The organism is Nesterenkonia xinjiangensis (assembly GCF_013410745.1).
GTDB lineage: Bacteria > Actinomycetota > Actinomycetes > Actinomycetales > Micrococcaceae > Nesterenkonia > Nesterenkonia xinjiangensis.
The window spans coordinates 518,366-533,594 of sequence record NZ_JACCFY010000001.1; the positions used below are offsets into that span (position 1 = coordinate 518,366).

At 67.3% G+C, this 15,229-nt stretch carries 17 protein-coding genes; 9 read left to right on the forward strand and 8 right to left on the reverse strand.

What is annotated here, in order from left to right; genetic code table 11:
- Positions 1–28 precede the first annotated feature (28 nt).
- The 5 genes from HNR09_RS02365 to HNR09_RS02385 all read left to right on the forward strand — a co-directional run bounded on the left by HNR09_RS02365 (position 29) and on the right by HNR09_RS02385 (position 4,903).
- Positions 29–634: a GNAT family N-acetyltransferase gene (locus tag HNR09_RS02365; RefSeq protein ID WP_179540591.1), complete on the forward strand. Its 606-nt coding sequence runs from the start codon at positions 29–31 to the stop codon at positions 632–634.
- A gap of 46 nt (positions 635–680) precedes the next feature.
- Positions 681–1,316: a DUF4245 family protein gene (locus HNR09_RS02370; protein ID WP_179540592.1), complete on the forward strand. Its 636-nt coding sequence runs from the start codon at positions 681–683 to the stop codon at positions 1,314–1,316.
- A gap of 80 nt (positions 1,317–1,396) precedes the next feature.
- Entirely contained in the window at positions 1,397–2,038 is a 642-nt protein-coding gene (locus HNR09_RS02375; RefSeq protein ID WP_179540593.1) for a carbonic anhydrase, read from the forward strand.
- A gap of 61 nt (positions 2,039–2,099) precedes the next feature.
- Complete coding sequence (locus tag HNR09_RS02380; protein WP_179540594.1) at positions 2,100–3,524, forward strand: class II fumarate hydratase; 1,425 nt, start codon at positions 2,100–2,102, stop codon at positions 3,522–3,524.
- Complete coding sequence (locus HNR09_RS02385) at positions 3,521–4,903, forward strand: FAD-binding oxidoreductase (protein WP_179540595.1); 1,383 nt, start codon at positions 3,521–3,523, stop codon at positions 4,901–4,903. Before HNR09_RS02380 ends, HNR09_RS02385 begins: the two co-directional genes overlap by 4 nt.
- Here HNR09_RS02385 and HNR09_RS02390 read toward each other — a convergent pair.
- The 4 genes from HNR09_RS02390 to HNR09_RS02405 all read right to left on the reverse strand — a co-directional run bounded on the left by HNR09_RS02390 (position 4,893) and on the right by HNR09_RS02405 (position 7,190).
- Positions 4,893–5,396, reverse strand: a complete 504-nt coding sequence (locus HNR09_RS02390; protein WP_179540596.1) for an NUDIX domain-containing protein — start codon at positions 5,394–5,396, stop codon at positions 4,893–4,895. The genes HNR09_RS02385 and HNR09_RS02390 overlap by 11 nt on opposite strands.
- Before the next feature lie 19 nt (positions 5,397–5,415).
- Positions 5,416–5,931 (reverse strand): prepilin peptidase, encoded by a 516-nt coding sequence (locus tag HNR09_RS02395; protein ID WP_179540597.1) that lies wholly within the window; start codon positions 5,929–5,931, stop codon positions 5,416–5,418.
- A 166-nt stretch (positions 5,932–6,097) separates the two neighbouring features.
- Positions 6,098–6,370: a GlsB/YeaQ/YmgE family stress response membrane protein gene (locus tag HNR09_RS02400; RefSeq protein ID WP_179540598.1), complete on the reverse strand. Its 273-nt coding sequence runs from the start codon at positions 6,368–6,370 to the stop codon at positions 6,098–6,100.
- Positions 6,371–6,521: 151 nt separating this feature from the next.
- Positions 6,522–7,190 (reverse strand): STAS domain-containing protein, encoded by a 669-nt coding sequence (locus tag HNR09_RS02405; RefSeq protein ID WP_179540599.1) that lies wholly within the window; start codon positions 7,188–7,190, stop codon positions 6,522–6,524.
- A gap of 245 nt (positions 7,191–7,435) precedes the next feature.
- On the opposite strand from HNR09_RS02405, the gene HNR09_RS02410 reads away from it, so the two are divergent.
- Positions 7,436–8,164 (forward strand): GAF and ANTAR domain-containing protein, encoded by a 729-nt coding sequence (locus HNR09_RS02410; protein WP_179540600.1) that lies wholly within the window; start codon positions 7,436–7,438, stop codon positions 8,162–8,164.
- 159 nt (positions 8,165–8,323) lie between these two features.
- Here the strand turns inward: HNR09_RS02410 and HNR09_RS02415 are convergent, their stop codons facing one another.
- Complete coding sequence (locus HNR09_RS02415; RefSeq protein ID WP_179540601.1) at positions 8,324–8,587, reverse strand: hypothetical protein; 264 nt, start codon at positions 8,585–8,587, stop codon at positions 8,324–8,326.
- Positions 8,584–9,402 carry a hypothetical protein gene (locus HNR09_RS02420; protein WP_179540602.1) on the reverse strand — a complete coding sequence of 273 codons (819 nt, stop codon included), beginning with the start codon at positions 9,400–9,402 and terminating at the stop codon, positions 8,584–8,586. The genes HNR09_RS02415 and HNR09_RS02420 overlap by 4 nt, the downstream gene beginning before the upstream one ends.
- A 195-nt stretch (positions 9,403–9,597) precedes the next feature.
- Here HNR09_RS02420 and HNR09_RS02425 point away from each other — a divergent pair, with 195 nt between their 5' ends.
- The 3 genes from HNR09_RS02425 to HNR09_RS02435 all read left to right on the forward strand — a co-directional run bounded on the left by HNR09_RS02425 (position 9,598) and on the right by HNR09_RS02435 (position 12,653).
- Entirely contained in the window at positions 9,598–10,332 is a 735-nt protein-coding gene (locus tag HNR09_RS02425; RefSeq protein ID WP_179540603.1) for a GAF and ANTAR domain-containing protein, read from the forward strand.
- Positions 10,333–10,498: 166 nt separating this feature from the next.
- A complete protein-coding gene (locus HNR09_RS02430; RefSeq protein WP_179540604.1) occupies positions 10,499–11,875 on the forward strand; it encodes a hypothetical protein in 1,377 nt (458 codons plus the stop codon).
- 76 nt (positions 11,876–11,951) lie between these two features.
- The gene (locus HNR09_RS02435; RefSeq protein ID WP_179540605.1) at positions 11,952–12,653 is read left to right on the forward strand and encodes a rhomboid family intramembrane serine protease; all 702 of its coding nucleotides are present in this window, start codon (positions 11,952–11,954) and stop codon (positions 12,651–12,653) included.
- Between the two features lie 19 nt (positions 12,654–12,672).
- Here HNR09_RS02435 and phoH2 read toward each other — a convergent pair whose 3' ends face one another.
- Positions 12,673–14,034, reverse strand: a complete 1,362-nt coding sequence (phoH2, locus tag HNR09_RS02440; RefSeq protein WP_343047576.1) for an RNA 5'-3' helicase PhoH2 — start codon at positions 14,032–14,034, stop codon at positions 12,673–12,675.
- A gap of 310 nt (positions 14,035–14,344) precedes the next feature.
- The gene (gene uppS / locus HNR09_RS02445) at positions 14,345–15,223 is read right to left on the reverse strand and encodes a polyprenyl diphosphate synthase (RefSeq protein WP_179540606.1); all 879 of its coding nucleotides are present in this window, start codon (positions 15,221–15,223) and stop codon (positions 14,345–14,347) included.
- Positions 15,224–15,229: the final 6 nt, after the last annotated feature.

The following is a 15,229-nucleotide window of genomic DNA, read 5'->3' on the forward strand; positions in this document are numbered from 1 at the left end:
TCCACTCTACGACGCTAGGCTGACGTCCATGACCCCAGACACGAGCACCGGGAGCACCTTCCACCAGCTGTGCGCCGAGCGTGGCAGGGCATTCCCGCTGCTCACCGATCGGCTGCTGCTGAGCCCTTTCACCGCGGAGGACCTCCACGAGGTGTGGGGGTACTGGCGCCTGCCGGAGACCACCCACTGGATGTCTCGCCGCTACGAGGCACCGGAGCAGCTGCGGGACCGCTGGCTGTCCCAGGGATCCAAGTTCACCGTCCGGCGCCGCAGCGACGGTGTGCTCGTGGGCGATGTCGGGGCGCGGCTGCAGGACAGCTGGGCCCAGCAGGAGGCGGCCGATCACGCCCGGGGCACGCAGGCCGAGCTGGACTGGACCCTCGCTCCGCAGCACCAGGCGCATGGATATGCCCGGGAGGCGGTACGGGCTCTGATGGAGCTCGCCGCTGACCTGGGTGTCCGCAGGATGCATGCCGGGTGCTTCGCGGAGAACACCGGCTCCTGGCGGCTTATGGAGGCCTTGGGCATGCGCCGCGAGACCTCCACGATCCGGGAGTCGCTGCACCGGGACCTCGGCTGGCGGGACGGCGTCGGCTATGCGGTGCTGGCCGAGGAGCTGCCGCCCCGTCATTGAAGGTCAGGTGGACGGATCACCGGCAGAACTTTGGGACAATGGCAGGGTGACAGAGCGCGAACACGAGCCCCGCCCCTCCGAGGACCACACCCCGGCCAAACCGCAGCTGACTCCTGCCCAGTCCAAGCGGATCTCGCAGCCGATGGTCGCCATGGTGATCACCATGGCCGTCACCGTGGGGGCCGTCGCCGCCTTCTACATGATGAACCCGGAGCCGGACGTGGAGCCGTACCACCGGGACGAGGACGTCCACCAGGAGGCGATCTACGTCGCCGAGGTCGCCGACTTCGCACCCCTGGCCCCGGACGTTCCTGAGACCTGGACCGCCAACTATGCCCGCTGGGAGACCCGCCCCGAGCATGGCGTGTCAGTCTGGGAGGTCGGATACACCACCGACGCGGTCGACTTCATCGGATTCGCGCAGACCGACCAGGGCAACCCCACCTGGATCGCGGAGGAGACCGACCAGGCCACCCCGGCCGGCATCGTGGACATCGAGGGGCTGGAGTTCGAGGTCCGGGACGGCGACCGCGGCCGCACCTACTATGTGCTCACCGAAGACGAGAACGACGTCGACGGCACCACCGTGGTGATCACCGGCGACGCCTCCGAGGAAGAGTTCACCCACGCCCTGACCGCGCTCGTCGACTCCCTCGGTGAGGAGCCGGACACCGAGGAGTGACCTGCGGTGGCTTAGTCTGATCATCATCGCCCAAGCCCGCGGGAGGCATCCCGTTCACTGTGACATCTGTGAGGAGCACGATGACCCACACGACCGCCCCTGAGCCCACGCCCTCGCCGCTGAGTCCCTTCGAGGTCTGGGAGCGCCTGCAGATCGGCAACGCCCGGTTCGTCTCCGGAGAGGTCGCACATCCGAACCAGAACGCCGAGCGCCGCAGCTCGCTCACCGAGGGGCAGCACCCCATGGCGGTGATCTTCGGCTGCTCGGACTCGCGGCTGGCCGCCGAGATCATCTTCGACGTCGGACTCGGTGACGTCTTCGTTGTCCGCACCGCCGGTCAGGTGATCGACGACGCTGTGCTGGGCTCCCTGGAGTACAGCGTCGACGTCCTGCAGGTGCCGCTGATCGTGGTGCTGGGCCACGACTCCTGCGGCGCGGTGACCGCCGCCATGGAATCCGCGGCCTCGGCGACCACGCCCACCGGCTTCGTGCGCAGCCTGGTGGAGCGCATCACACCCTCGGTGCTGGCCGCTCAGCGTCAAGGGCTGACCACAGTCAACGAGACCGTCGAGGAGCATGTGAAGCAGACCGTCTCGCGCATCACCGAGCACTCGCGCACCATCTACGAGGCCGTCGAGGAGAACCGCACCGCCGTCATCGGGGTGACCTACCGGCTCGCCGAAGGGCGTGCAGATCTGGTGAGCACCATCGGCAGGGTCTGACCCCCGCTTCACAGTGCGCCGGCTCGGTGCGGAGCCTGCCGGGCCTCCCTAGAATGGCCCCATGACAGAGAACTCTGCATCTCAGACCGAATACCGAATCGAGCGCGACACGATGGGCGAGGTGAAGGTGCCCGCCCACGCGCTGTACCGCGCACAGACCCAGCGCGCTGTGGAGAACTTCCCCATCTCCGGACGCACCCTGGAGCGCGCCCACATCGAGGCGCTGGCACGAGTGAAGAAGGCCGCCGCCCGCGCGAACGCAGAGCTCGGGGTGCTCGACGCCGAGCTCTCCGAGGCCATCGCCGGTGCCGCCGAGAAGGTCGCCTCCGGCGAACTCGATGAGCACTTCCCGGTGGACGTGTTCCAGACCGGATCCGGCACCTCCTCGAACATGAACACCAACGAGGTGCTGGCCACCCTGGCGAACCAGGCGCTGAAGGAGAAGGGCTCGGACAAGGAAGTCCACCCGAACGACCACGTCAACGCCTCGCAGTCCTCCAACGATGTCTTCCCCACCTCGGTCCATGTGGCCGCCACCTCCGCGCTGATCAATGACCTCAAGCCCGCCCTGGCCTACCTGGCCGAGGCCCTGGAGGCCAAGGCCGCCGAGTTCGCCGACGTCGTGAAGTCCGGCCGCACCCACCTGATGGACGCCACCCCGGTGACCCTGGGGCAGGAGTTCGCCGGCTACGCGGCCCAGATCCGATATGGCATCGAGCGCATCGACTCGGCCCTGCCGCGCGTTGCCGAGGTTCCGCTGGGCGGAACCGCCGTGGGCACCGGTATCAACACCCCGAAGGGCTTCGCCGAGAAGGCCATCGCCCACCTGGCCGAGGACACCGGCCTGCCGCTGACCGAGGCGCGCGACCACTTCGAGGCGCAGGCCAACCGCGACGGACTGGTCGAGGCCTCTGGCCAGCTGCGCACCATCGCCTACTCGCTGATCAAGATCAACAACGATCTGCGCTGGATGGGCTCCGGTCCCAACACCGGTCTGGGCGAGATCGCCATCCCGGATCTTCAGCCCGGCTCCTCGATCATGCCCGGCAAGGTTAACCCGGTGATCTGCGAATCCGCCATCCAGGTCTGTGCCCAGGTGATCGGCAATGACACCACTGTGGCCCTGTCCTCGACAAACAGCGCCTTCGAGCTCAACGTGGGCATCCCGGTGATGGCCGCCAACCTGCTCGAGTCCATCCGCCTGCTGAAGAACACCGGCTACGTGATGGCCGACAAGATGATCTCCGGCCTGACGGCCAACGAGGACCGCTGCGCCTTCCTGGCCGGAGCCTCACCCTCGGTGGTGACGCCGCTGAACAAGCACATCGGCTACGAGGCGGCCGCCGACATCGCCAAGCACGCGGTGAAGAACAAGGTCACCGTGCGCGAGGCCGTCGTAGAGCTGGGCTACCTCGAGCGCGGCGAGCTCACCGAGGCGCAGCTGGACGAGGCCCTCGACGTGAAGTCGATGACCCAGCCGGGATGACACCCCTTCCGGCAGTCGACTCCCCGGTGATCGCGGAGCTGCATGCGGCCCTTCCCGGGCGGGTCACCACTGACCCGTCCGGGCTGGTCGCGCTCTCCACCGACAAGTCCGGGCACCGCGGCGAGGGCGTTCCGCTGGCGGCCGTGCACGCCCAGAGCGTGGAGGACGTCCAACAGGTGTGCCAGATCGCCAGCGCGCATCGCACCCCGGTGGTGACCCGAGGTGCCGGCACCGGTCTCTCCGGCGGCGCCACCGCGGGCGCCGGGGAGATCGTGCTCTCCCTGGAACGCATGGACCAGGTGCTGGAGATCTCTGAGGGCAACCGGCTGGCGGTGGTGCAGGCCGGAGTGATCAACGGTCGGCTCGACGAACATCTGGCCCCCCACGGGCTCTGGTGGTCCCCGGACCCGGCCAGCAAGGACATCTCCACCGTGGGCGGCAACATCGCGATGAACGCCGGCGGGCTGCTCTGCGCCAAGTATGGAGTCACCCGAGAGTCGGTGCTGGCGCTGAAGGTGGTGCTGGCCGACGGGCGCCTGCTGGAGGTGGGGCATCGCACCGTCAAAGGTGTGACCGGCTACGACCTCACCGCGCTGATGATCGGCTCCGAGGGCACGCTGGGGATCATCGTAGAGGCCACGTTGGCGCTGCGCCCCGCCGTCACCGGAGACACCCCGACCCTGGGTGCGGTCTTCCCGAGCATCGTCGACGCCGCCGCGGCCGCCGCCGAGGTGGTCCGCGCAGGCCACGTGCCTGCGGCCATGGAGCTGTTGGACCGGCCCTGCCTGGACGCGATCGCCGCGCACACCGGCAAGGAGCTGGCCCCGGGCGGTCAGGCGTATCTGCTGCTGCAGCACGACGGCGCCGCAGCCCTCGAGGAGATCGCCTCCACCGCGGAGATCCTCGCCCGGCACCGGGCGCAGCTGACCCATGCCACCGACCAGGCCGACTCCGAGCGGCTCTTCGCGCTGCGGCGCCTGATGTTCCCCTCCCTGCAGGCGCTGGGTTCGCTGCTGATCGAGGATGTGGCGGTGCCGCGGGACCGGCTGGCCGAGGCGTTCGCGGAGATCCGCCGCATCGAGGAGGAGTTCGGGCTGAGCATCCCCACCGCCGCCCATGCCGGGGATGGAAACCTGCACCCCACGTTCACCTTCACCGGGGAGATCGTGCCGCCGCAGATCTGGGAGGCGGCGGGCCGGATCTTCGAGATGGCCCTGGCCATGGGCGGTACGCTCACCGGCGAACACGGGGTGGGGCTGCTGAAGCGCCGCTGGCTGGCCGACGAGCTCGGAGCCGACCAGATGGACCTGCAGCAGCAGATCAAGGCGGTCTTCGACCCTGCCGGGATCCTCAACCCGGGAAAGATCTTCACTCCATGAGCAGCTGCGCGGGCGCCCCGGCGTCGAGCGCCCAGTCGATGACCATGCGCTGATCCTCCGCGAGCGGCTCGGGCAGCGCGGAGACTGAGAACCAGCCGACGTCCACGGATTCGTCGTCGTTGACCCGCGGCTCGCCCTCCACCGGTTCCATCTCCAGCACGGTGTCCAGGAAGCGGCAGCGGTCCCCGTTGGCGTACTGGACCAGGTGGGTGGCGAACACTCCGGCCACCCGCACCGGACGCGCGAGGACGGCAGTCTCTTCCGCGACCTCCCGTACGGCGCCCTTCCCTGGCTGCTCACCAGGATCGAGGATCCCGGAGGTCACGGTCCACGCCCCGTTGTCACTGCGACGGACCAGCAGCACCTCCGGCTCCGGGAGGTCGACGTCGCCGACCCGACGGCGCAGGACGACGCCGCGCACAGCAGGAATCCACAGGTCAGAAGTGCCGATATGGGTGCGCAGGTCACGGATGAACTCTGGTGTCGGTGCCATCGCCTGCCACCTTAGCGGCTCAGGCCGCGATCATCGCGATCGCCGTACCCAGGATCAGGAAGGGTCCGAAGGGGAGACGGGTGCGTCGGTCTGCCTGCCGGGTCAGGAGCAGGACGAGAGCGACCGCCCCGGCCAGCAGGAAGGAGAGCAGCACGGCGGCCGCCACTGTCGCCCAGCCCAGAAAACCGGTGTAGAGCCCCAGCACGACGGCGAGCTTGACGTCGCCCATGCCGATGGAGGGCGGGTGCGCGAGCCGAGCGATCAGGAAGAGCACTCCCCAGAGCAGTCCGGCACCGATGCCTCGGAGAAGTCCCGGGATGTCCCCCAGCAGCACCGAGACCACGAGCAGCATCCCCGCGGTCACCGCCGCCCACGGGTAGAGGATCCGGTTGGGCAGCCGGTGCTCCGTGAGGTCTATGAAGCTCAGGGCGATCGCGCACACGGCGAAGACCATTCCCCCGAGGAGAAGCACCATCCCCGCCAGCACCTCCGCCGCCGCCCCCGAGGTGATGAGGTCGCCGATGAAAGGAATCACGCATCCAGCTTAGGAAGGCGCAACGCTGAGGGGAACCCGCCCGGTGCGCCCTGTGGAGAGCCTCTCCACCCTGTGCGCCAGCAGGTCGCCCCGACCGAGCAGGGGGCGCCGTACCGGTGACGGCTCCCCCTGCTCGGTGGACGTGGCGCTCAGTGGTGAGCGTGAGTCAGCGGCGCGATCCCTTGCGGCCGGTGATCAGCTGCCAGATGAACGCGACCAGGACGCCGCCCCCGATGGCGAACAGCCAGGTGGCCAGGTCGAAGAACTCGTCGTTGACGTTGATGTCGAAGACGGCAGAGGCGATGAAGCCTCCCAGCAGCGCTCCGAGCAGGCCGGTGATGAGCGCCCCCAGCCATCCGCCCGGGCCGTTGCCCGGAAGGATCAGCTTTGCGATGGCGCCGGCGATGAGGCCCAGGACGAGCCAAGCGATGATTCCCATAGGTGTCTCCCTCGTGTGGATGTGTTGTGTCACGGTGTTCGCTGGTCAGCGGACGGCGGATCGGGCCCGAGCGGGCCGCCGTGCCCGATGCCGTCATGCTTCCGCGAGCGGTCCGGGCAGTGTCCTTCTCCGGCAGGGCGGTTCAGGTGGTTCATGGGGCCGGCCTTCGCCCCTGCATGTCCTCGGGGAACAGGAAACCGACAGGGTCACGACCGTCGAGGACGAGGAAGGGACTCTCGGAGTCACAGGCCAGGAGGCAGGACATCGCTTCCACATCGACGAGCGAGGCGTCGACGCGGATCCGGGCCTGGTGCTCCACCAGGAGAGCGGCGCAGAGCTTGTGCCGCCACCCGGCGGGGTCCTCCGCCATGCGGCGTCGCAGGCGGCGCCGGGGCAGGTGGCCGACGATCTGACCGGAGAGGTCGATGACCCCCAGCTCGGCATCGTCCTCGAGCGCCATGGTCATCACGCTGTGCAGAGCAGCCGTGACGGGCACGGTGCTCGCCAGGGGCCGCATGACCTCGCCCGCGATCTCCGGTCTCCGCGTGGAGACGGCCCCGCCTCCCGGTCGGAGCAGCACGGCGCGCTGACGTTGCGGGAGTGGGCCCTGGAGGCGGCGCTCCAGTATGCGAAGAGCGCCGGCGTCCCAGCGGCCCACATGGCGCAGATCAAGGATGACAGGTGGAGTCCCTGGTGGTGACGCATGCTCTGACAGCGCGTGAAGAAGATCTCCGACAGCGATGTGGTTCAGTGCGCCGAAGACACGCAGACGTCGCGGGGCGACGGGGTCGTCGACGACAGAGATACGGGCAGCGGGCATCGGGGCACACCTCAAGCAGAGTCATTGAGGATGAGGCCCACTGCTGAACCTGATCCCTTCAAATAAACCACATCTCTTCCACGAGTGAAAACATCACCCCCTGAGCAGACATCGGCCATGACCCGCGGCAGGCGCCACCCGGAATGCACCCGCCCCGTGCTGGCGATGAGACGCGTGGTGTCGTACATTTGCTTCTCGTCGCATCCGCGGCGACCCGCAGGGCCTCCGAGAGCAGGGGATGAACGATGAGCCACGACGATCCCGAGGCAGCGGGTCAGCAGCTGTACGAGCTCCTGGCCAAAGACCGGGAGCTGACGGAGTTCCTCCACGAGGTCGCCGGCACCTCCGCCGGCCAGATCGGACGCCACGGCCGGACGGGCTGCGGGGTGATCCTGACCCGCGGCCGCCGGAACACCGTCGTCGGGTACTCCGATCCGGACGCCAGGAGGATGGACGAGATCCAGGCCGGGTTCGACGACGGCCCCTGCCTCACCGCCCAGCGCACCGAGACGATCTCCCATGTGGTCGACGTCCTCCATGAGACACGCTGGCCCGCATACATGTCGGAGGTCAGGGCCTTCGGCATCCGCAGCATCCTCGGGGTGCCTCTCGTGCTCGGCGATGCCGGAGCCGCCGCCATGAACTTCTACTCCACCGAGCCGGATTCCTTCACCACCGCGGACATCGAGGATGCGCGCAGGTTCTCCAGGATCGCCTCGCAGGCGCTCACCGTCGCGGCACGCATCGCCCGGGCCCAGGAGGCTGCGGAGCACCGACGCCGCGCCATGGAGTCCCGCACGCCGATCGATGTCGCGGTCGGCATCGTGATGGCGCAGAATCGTTGCAGTCAGGAGGCGGCGTTCGAGATCCTCCAGACGGCGTCGAGCCATCGCAACGTCAAGCTCCGGGACCTCGCGACAGAGCTTGTGGCCTCCATCGGCCAGCCGGTGCCGGTTGCGGCATTCGAGGAATGACCATCTCCGATCTCGGTCGGACGAGCAGCATGCGCTCGGTCATGACCAGAGGTTGCCGCCTCTGCACCCCGACGGGACTCTTGATCCCGAGACGGCTCTGAGGACGTGTCCGAGACATGCAGTGGGCTGATTCTCCGACCCCCTGTGGAGGGACGGAGGTCAGTCACCCATCGACCCCTGCCAGGCGGTCACGTAGCGCCAGACGCCCTCGCAGCCCTCGACGTAGTCGACACCGAGCTCCTCGATGACGGCGTCGGCGATCGCCTCGGTCTCCGCCTGCGACGCCGTGCCGCCGGTCCGGGCACGCTCGACAGCGGCGCAGATCCGCCCGTGCAGCTCACTGAGGTGGGACTCCACCCCTTCGATCCGCCAGCTTCTGGTCTCCTCCGTGGCAGCCTGATCAGGTCCGGTGGCCAGCGTCATCGCTCGCCCCCTGCCCTGACGGAGTGGTCGACCCGAACCTGGGGCGCCCTCAGTTCTGCAGAGCGGTGCCGGTGAAGCTCGTCGGGATCCAGGATGCCGACGGCCTCGTCGCCGTCGACCACCAGCAGCGGGCCGACCTCGGGCTCCTGACATCGGCGGATCGCCTCCGCCACCGACGGGTCGTCGAGGAAGGCGTCCACCGAGACGTGGTCGGCGAAGGTCTCCACCAGGGAGGCGCAGCGCTTGTGCCGCCAGTCCTCCTCGCTGTGCAGCATCATCGCTCGCAGCCGCTCCTGACGGATGAGCCCCAGCGGCTGGTGGGCGAGACTGAGCACCACCAAGTCTTCACCCTCGCTGACGCGCTCGGAGGCCTCCTGCAATGACTGCACGGTGCTGATCGTGGAACGGACCGGAGCCATCACCGTCCGGACTGGGACGCCGCCGTCGTCGGGCTCTCGGACAGCGCCCTGGGACATCTCACTCTGATGGCTCCACTCTTGACGGGCGTCGGTGACATGGCGGGGAACGACGGAGGCGTCGGCGGAGACCGGAAGGTCCACTGTGATGGCGGGTCCCAGGCCTCGGCTGTTGAGATCAGCCACACTCCGCATGATCTCGTCCAGGGCGTGCGGCTCGATCTCTTGGAGCCCACACAGGCTCAGCAGCAGGTCCGGGCAGTCGGGAAGGTGCGCCCGACGCTCCAGGAACGTGATCAGCTGCGGCACGGTGCGTGAGGTCAGAGATCCTCGGACCCGGATCCGCAGGGCCCCCCGGAGGCTGTCCGGTGACAGGTCGAAATGGAGTGCATGGTACATCGTCCACCCCTAGAACGGTGAGTGGAATGGGCCTGCTGCTAGACCCGGCTCTCCACTTAACCATAATGAATGCATTCGGGGAAAGGGCGTGGGGCCGACCAGGAGGATCCATCACTTCTCGCCCCGATCACGTAGGATGGGTGACCCCGCTCATAGGCGGCCACGAAGCTCGTCGAGTTCCAGGAGAGAGGATTCATGGTGACTTCCGGCGAAAGTTCGACGGCGGCTGCTGAGATGCTCTACGACCTGCTGGTCGACAACGAGGACCTCGCCGGTTTTCTGGGCGATCTCGCGACCATCTCGACCACGCAGGTGGGGCCGGGCGGCGCCACGCACTGTGGGGTCCTCCTGGAGCGGCACCGCCGCAACGTGGTGGTGGGCTGGAGCAGCCCGGAGGCCCGGAAGCTCGACGAGACGCAGGCCGGATTCGACGCCGGACCCTGCCTGGACGCCCAGCGCACCTCCACCCTCATCCGTGTGCCCGATGTCCGCTACGAGGCGCGCTGGCCCGCCTATATGGCCGTGGTGCGCGAGTCCGGGATCCGCAGCATCCTGGCAGTGCCGCTGACCTTGAGCGGGGCGGGTGCGGCTGCGATGAACTTCTACACCTCTGACCCTGTCGGATTCGACGATGCCGACATCGAGCGTGCTCGGCAGCATGCCGCCCTGGCCTCCCGCGCCCTGTCGGTCGCAGTGCGGATCGCCAAGGAATCCGAGGAGGCCGCGGACCGACGCCGGGCCATGGAGTCCCGCACCGCGATCGACGTGGCGATCGGGGTGATCATGGCGCAGAACCGGTGCCGCCAAGAGGAAGCATTCGACATCCTGCAGAAGGCCTCCAACAATCGGAACCTCAAGCTGCGCACCCTCGCCGAGGAACTTGTGGGCTCGATCGGACAGCAGGCGCCGATCACCAGCTTCGACAGCTGAACATTTCCTCTCCCCTGTTGTTAAGTCGCACTCTCGCAGATCCCATCAGCCGAAGCTGCACGACGACGAATAGCGATGCTCTAAAGTCGATGAGTGCAAAAAATCACCCCTGCGGGTATCCTGATTAGACATTCGCTATTCTGGTGACGGAATCAGGGAGGCACTCATGGCTGAGGCATGGCGTGAAGCACGTCTGATTCCGACCTCGGGGATCCGAGGCACGACGGAGCAGGAAGTCAGGGCCACGTCTGCCCTGCTGGCCGTCTTGAGCATCGTGCCCAGCTTCGCTCATGCTCTGCTGAAACCCTGCGGTGCGTCATTGGGCCGCATGCGGGCGAATGTCGAGTGCTTCGTGGAAGTCGCCTTCGAGGACAAGAGGAAGAAGCGCTCTCCCAGACCCGATGGTCTGATTCGTGTGACCCGAGGGAGCACGGTGTGGACCGCTCTGGTGGAGGTCAAGACCGAGGGCAACGGACTCGACCAGGAGCAGGTCGAGAGCTATATGGACGTCGCCAAGGAGCACGGATTCGACGCCGTCATCACCATCTCCAATGAGATCCCTCCGATCCAGGGGACCCATCCTCTCTCGCTCGATGGGCGGAGCCTTCGCGCCATACCCGTCTTCCATTACTCGTGGGTCCGGATTATCACTCTCGCCATCATGGAACGGGAAGTCCGTGGCATCGAGGACGATGAACAGAAGTGGATTCTCGGCGAACTGATCCGGTATCTGGAACACGAGAACTCCGGTGCGCTGGACTTCACCGACATGGGCGCATCCTGGAAGGCCGTCACCGAGTGCGTGAAGACCGGGCTGGTCCGTCGCGGAGCCTCCGATGTGCTGGAAGTGGCCACGAGGTTCGACGGATTGATCCGCTATATCTCCTTCAAGCTGGGGCAGCGGCTCGGAGTTGACGTCACTCCCCAACTCCCCCGCAAGCAGAGAGAGAATCCTGCCGAACGGGCAGCGCAGCTCGCCTCGGAGCTTGAGAAGGAAGGATCCTTCTCAGGGAGCATCCGCATTCCCGGCACCGTCAGCGACATGGACATCCGCTGTGACATGCGAGCCAAGCAGATCCAGATATCGACCACTGTCCCGGCCTCCGGTCACGCGCGGAATGCAACCCGGATCAACTGGCTCCTCCGTCCGCTGGATGACGATCTGACGGACGTCGTCGTCGAGGCTCATGCTGGGAGGCGACACCACGCCGAAAGCCTCGAAGCACTCCGCGAAGACGTGAAGGACGCCCTCCCCGAGGGCTTCCCGGAGATCAGGAGCTTCACCATCACCCGTGTCAGCCACCTGGGCCTGCAGGGGACCACGCGGGGCAAGGCGTCGTTCATCAACTCCGTCATCCAGGCAGTCGATGACTTCTACGCCAACATCCTGCAGCGTCAACGTGTCTGGACACCACCCGCCCCCGAGTATCGCTCTCGCGCCAGCGAGCCCGGCCAGGAGGAGGTCTACTCCTCTGAAGAGCTGGCCTCGCCACCAGCTGAGGTCTACCACTCCGAGGAAGACATCACCGCGAACGACAGCTGAACATCCCTCCGCGCCGCCTCGTTCATCTGCCCTCCCTACAATGGACGCGAGTCGATTCGAAGGGCGAGACATGATCATGAGGAGACGCTCCACCCCGGTGCCGTCCGGGAGCGATCCGCAGGGCTCCGACTCCTGGGGGTCACTCTGGAAGGACGCCCGCCGTCACGCGCTGCGGACGTTCGCCCCGGTGCTGATACCCCTGGTGCTGATGTGGGGGTTCTACATCGTGAAGCTCGCCACGGGGAACTGGATCAACATCGCCCTCAGCCTAGATGCCCGCAGCGTCTCCGGGCTCGTCGGAATCCTCTTCATGCCGCTGCTGCACGGCGGATTCAGCCACCTCCTGGGCAACACGTTCTCCTGGCTGATCCTGGGTGGGATGACCGCCCTGCTGGACCGACGCTTCCTGCTGATCATGGGGCTCATCTGGCTGCTCACCGGGGCGATCCTGTGGGTCATCGGCACTCCGTGGCTCTGCCACGCCCCGGACGGCTATGACTGCGTCCGGCGACACGTCGGCGCTTCCGGGGTCATCTACGGCTTCGGCGCGTTCCTGGTGGCCTACGGATTCCTCACCCGCCGCATCTCCGCGATCCTGGTGGCCCTGTTCGTGCTGCTCTTCCATGGGCTGTCCATGCTGGCCGGCATCCTGCCGCTCACCGCAGGGTCCGGGGTCTCCTGGACCGGACACCTCTCCGGTGCGATCGCCGGCGTCGTCGTCGCCTTCCTCATGACGAAGGAGGCTCGGGCCGCGCGTGCGGCCCGAGCCTCCCCTTGAGAGCTGACGCGCTCCCGGTTCAGTCAGATTCGAGCACGGAGGTGACCAGCGCGGCGATCCGCGAACGCTCGGACCGGGTCAGGGTCACGTGGCCGAACAGCGGGTTGCCCTTGAGGAGCTCGACGACGGCGGCGACCCCGTCATGGCGGCCCACCCGCAGGTTGTCACGCTGAGCGACATCGTGGGTGAGCACGATCTTGGAGTTCTGCCCCATGCGGCTCATCACGGTCAGCAGCACGTTCTTCTCCAGGGACTGGGCCTCGTCGACGATCACCCAGGCATCGTGCAGGGACCGGCCACGGATATGGGTCAGCGGCAGCACCTCCAGCATTCCGCGGTGGGTGACCTCATCGAGCACATTCTCTGAGACCAGAGCCCCCAGGGTGTCGTAGACCGCCTGGCCCCAGGGGTTCATCTTCTCCGCCTCGGTGCCGGGCAGGTAGCCCAGCTCCTGGCCGCCCACCGCGTAGAGCGGACGGAAGACGATGATCTTCTTGTGCTCGCCGCGCTCCAGCACCGCCTCCAGTCCGGCACACAGGGCCAGCGCGGACTTCCCCGTCCCCGCGCGACCGCCCATGGACACGATCCCGACAGAGGGATCCATGAGCATGTCGATGGCCAGTCGCTGCTCGGCCGAGCGCCCGTGGAGCCCGAAGACCTCCTGATCACCCCGGACGACCTCCACATGCCGAGGAGTCGAGGAATCCGGCTGGGCTTCGCCCGCGGCCGTCTTGACCCTGCCCAGCCCGGAGCCGCTTCCCGAGGAGATGATCAGCCCGGTGTTGACGGGAAGCTCAGAGGCCTCCTCGAGGTCGATCCTCTCGCCCGCATAGAGCTCGGAGACCTGCTGCTCGGTGGCGGAGACCTCAGCCAATCCGGTCCATCCGGAGTCCGTCACCCACTCGTTGCGGTACTCGTCGGCGTCCAGACCCATGGCTGACGCCTTCACCCTCATGGGCAGGTCCTTGGAGACCACGGTGACATCCCGACCTTCGTCGGCGAAGCTCTTCGCCACGGCGAGGATCCGCGAATCGTTGTCCGTGCCGCGGAACCCCTGCGGGAGCACATCCAGCGAGATGTGGTTGAGCTCCACGATCAGGTGGCCTCCCTCCTCATTGAGCGGGATGGGCCGGTTGAGCACACCATGGGTGACCCGCAGCTCGTCCAGCAGGCGCAGCGCGGAACGGGCGTAATACCCCAGCTCGGAGTCGTGACGCTTATTCTCCAGTTCGGAGATCACGACGACGGGGATGATCACCTCGTGCTCGGCGAACCTCAGGATCGCCTTCGGATCCGAGATCAGGACCGAGGTGTCGAGCACATAGGACTTCTGCGCAACCTCACGCTCGACGGGGTCGTCGGTGCGCTCGGCGGCTGCAATCTGGTCGGGGGTGTTGACGGAGGCCACGGTAACTCCAGTCCGGAAACGACAAGAGGCTCCGCCGTGCGGCCGGCTGCGCTCCTGGAGAGCGTGCACTGCCACTTCGACGGAACCTCACGTGTTCCCGCATCGATAGTCGGACGATGTCTGCGGCTCGGCCCCTGCAGGGGCCGGACCGACCCTTGCTGCCATTCGGCATGTGTATGGGCCTCCCCGGTCAGGTACCTGACACCTTCAGAGTAGAGCCCACCATGCCCTCTGACGCGGATGCGTGCGGAGTGTCACATGACGATTCGGTGAACACCGGTGCTCATCCGCCGAACCTCCGCTGCCGCTGAGCGTAGTCGCGCAGGGCGCGGACGAAGTCCACCCGCCTGAAGTCCGGCCACAGCGCCTCGCAGAAGTAGAACTCCGAGTAGGCCGACTGCCACATCAGGAACCCGGAGAGGCGCTGCTCTCCTGAGGTGCGGATGATCAGGTCCGGGTCCGGCTGCCCGCGCGTGTACAGCCACTGGGAGATCGCGCCCGGCGTCAGTTCTTCGGCCACCTCCTCCAGGCCACGCCCCTGGGAGTCGGCCTCGCGCAGCAGCTCCTTGACCGCGTCGACGATCTCCTGCCGACCCCCGTAGCCGACCGCGACGTTGACGTGCACGGCCGGCGAGCGCTCGCGGCTGCGGCGCACGATCCGCCGGATGCTTCCGGTGCGGGTGGTGACGGTCTCGGCGTCGTCGTCGGCGGGCTCCGCGGCATCCTCGGCCTCGTCGGCCGCCGCGTTGCGCTCCCCCAGCTGGCGCAGACGAGCCGCCAGAGGCTCTGGAAGCAGCTCCAGGGCGCCCACCGGATGGACCCGAACCGGGCGCCCGCCCGGGCGGCTCTCGGCCAGCCGATCCAGCGTGTCACCGATGATCTCCATGAGCTGGTCCAGCTCCGCGGCGGAGCGGTTCATGTTGTCGGTGGAGAGCATGTAGAGGGTCACCGTGGGGATGCCCAGCTCCGCGCACCAGTCGATGAACTCCACGATCTTGTGAGCGCCGGCCAGATGCCCGTCGGCGGTGGGGGTGCCAGCCAGCTTGGCCCAACGACGGTTGCCGTCGACGACGACTCCGATGTGCTGCGGCATACGCTCTCTGGGCAGGGCGCGGCTCAGCCGCGACTCGTACATGCTGTAGGCCAGATCCATCAGCCCCATGCGGCC

What these genes read in the sequence shown, in the direction of transcription:
- HNR09_RS02365 (WP_179540591.1), top strand. Translation starts at nt 29, where the DNA reads ATGACCCCAGACACGAGCACCGGGAGCACCTTCCACCAGCTGTGCGCC.
- HNR09_RS02375 (WP_179540593.1), top strand. Translation starts at nt 1,397, where the DNA reads ATGACCCACACGACCGCCCCTGAGCCCACGCCCTCGCCGCTGAGTCCC.
- HNR09_RS02380 (WP_179540594.1), top strand. Translation starts at nt 2,100, where the DNA reads ATGACAGAGAACTCTGCATCTCAGACCGAATACCGAATCGAGCGCGAC.
- HNR09_RS02385 (WP_179540595.1), top strand. Translation starts at nt 3,521, where the DNA reads ATGACACCCCTTCCGGCAGTCGACTCCCCGGTGATCGCGGAGCTGCAT.
- HNR09_RS02390 (WP_179540596.1), bottom strand. Translation starts at nt 5,396, where the DNA reads ATGGCACCGACACCAGAGTTCATCCGTGACCTGCGCACCCATATCGGC.
- HNR09_RS02400 (WP_179540598.1), bottom strand. Translation starts at nt 6,370, where the DNA reads ATGGGAATCATCGCTTGGCTCGTCCTGGGCCTCATCGCCGGCGCCATC.
- HNR09_RS02405 (WP_179540599.1), bottom strand. Translation starts at nt 7,190, where the DNA reads ATGCCCGCTGCCCGTATCTCTGTCGTCGACGACCCCGTCGCCCCGCGA.
- HNR09_RS02410 (WP_179540600.1), top strand. Translation starts at nt 7,436, where the DNA reads ATGAGCCACGACGATCCCGAGGCAGCGGGTCAGCAGCTGTACGAGCTC.
- HNR09_RS02415 (WP_179540601.1), bottom strand. Translation starts at nt 8,587, where the DNA reads ATGACGCTGGCCACCGGACCTGATCAGGCTGCCACGGAGGAGACCAGA.
- HNR09_RS02420 (WP_179540602.1), bottom strand. Translation starts at nt 9,402, where the DNA reads ATGTACCATGCACTCCATTTCGACCTGTCACCGGACAGCCTCCGGGGG.
- HNR09_RS02425 (WP_179540603.1), top strand. Translation starts at nt 9,598, where the DNA reads ATGGTGACTTCCGGCGAAAGTTCGACGGCGGCTGCTGAGATGCTCTAC.
- HNR09_RS02430 (WP_179540604.1), top strand. Translation starts at nt 10,499, where the DNA reads ATGGCTGAGGCATGGCGTGAAGCACGTCTGATTCCGACCTCGGGGATC.
- HNR09_RS02435 (WP_179540605.1), top strand. Translation starts at nt 11,952, where the DNA reads ATGAGGAGACGCTCCACCCCGGTGCCGTCCGGGAGCGATCCGCAGGGC.
- uppS (WP_179540606.1), bottom strand. Translation starts at nt 15,223, where the DNA reads ATGGGGCTGATGGATCTGGCCTACAGCATGTACGAGTCGCGGCTGAGC.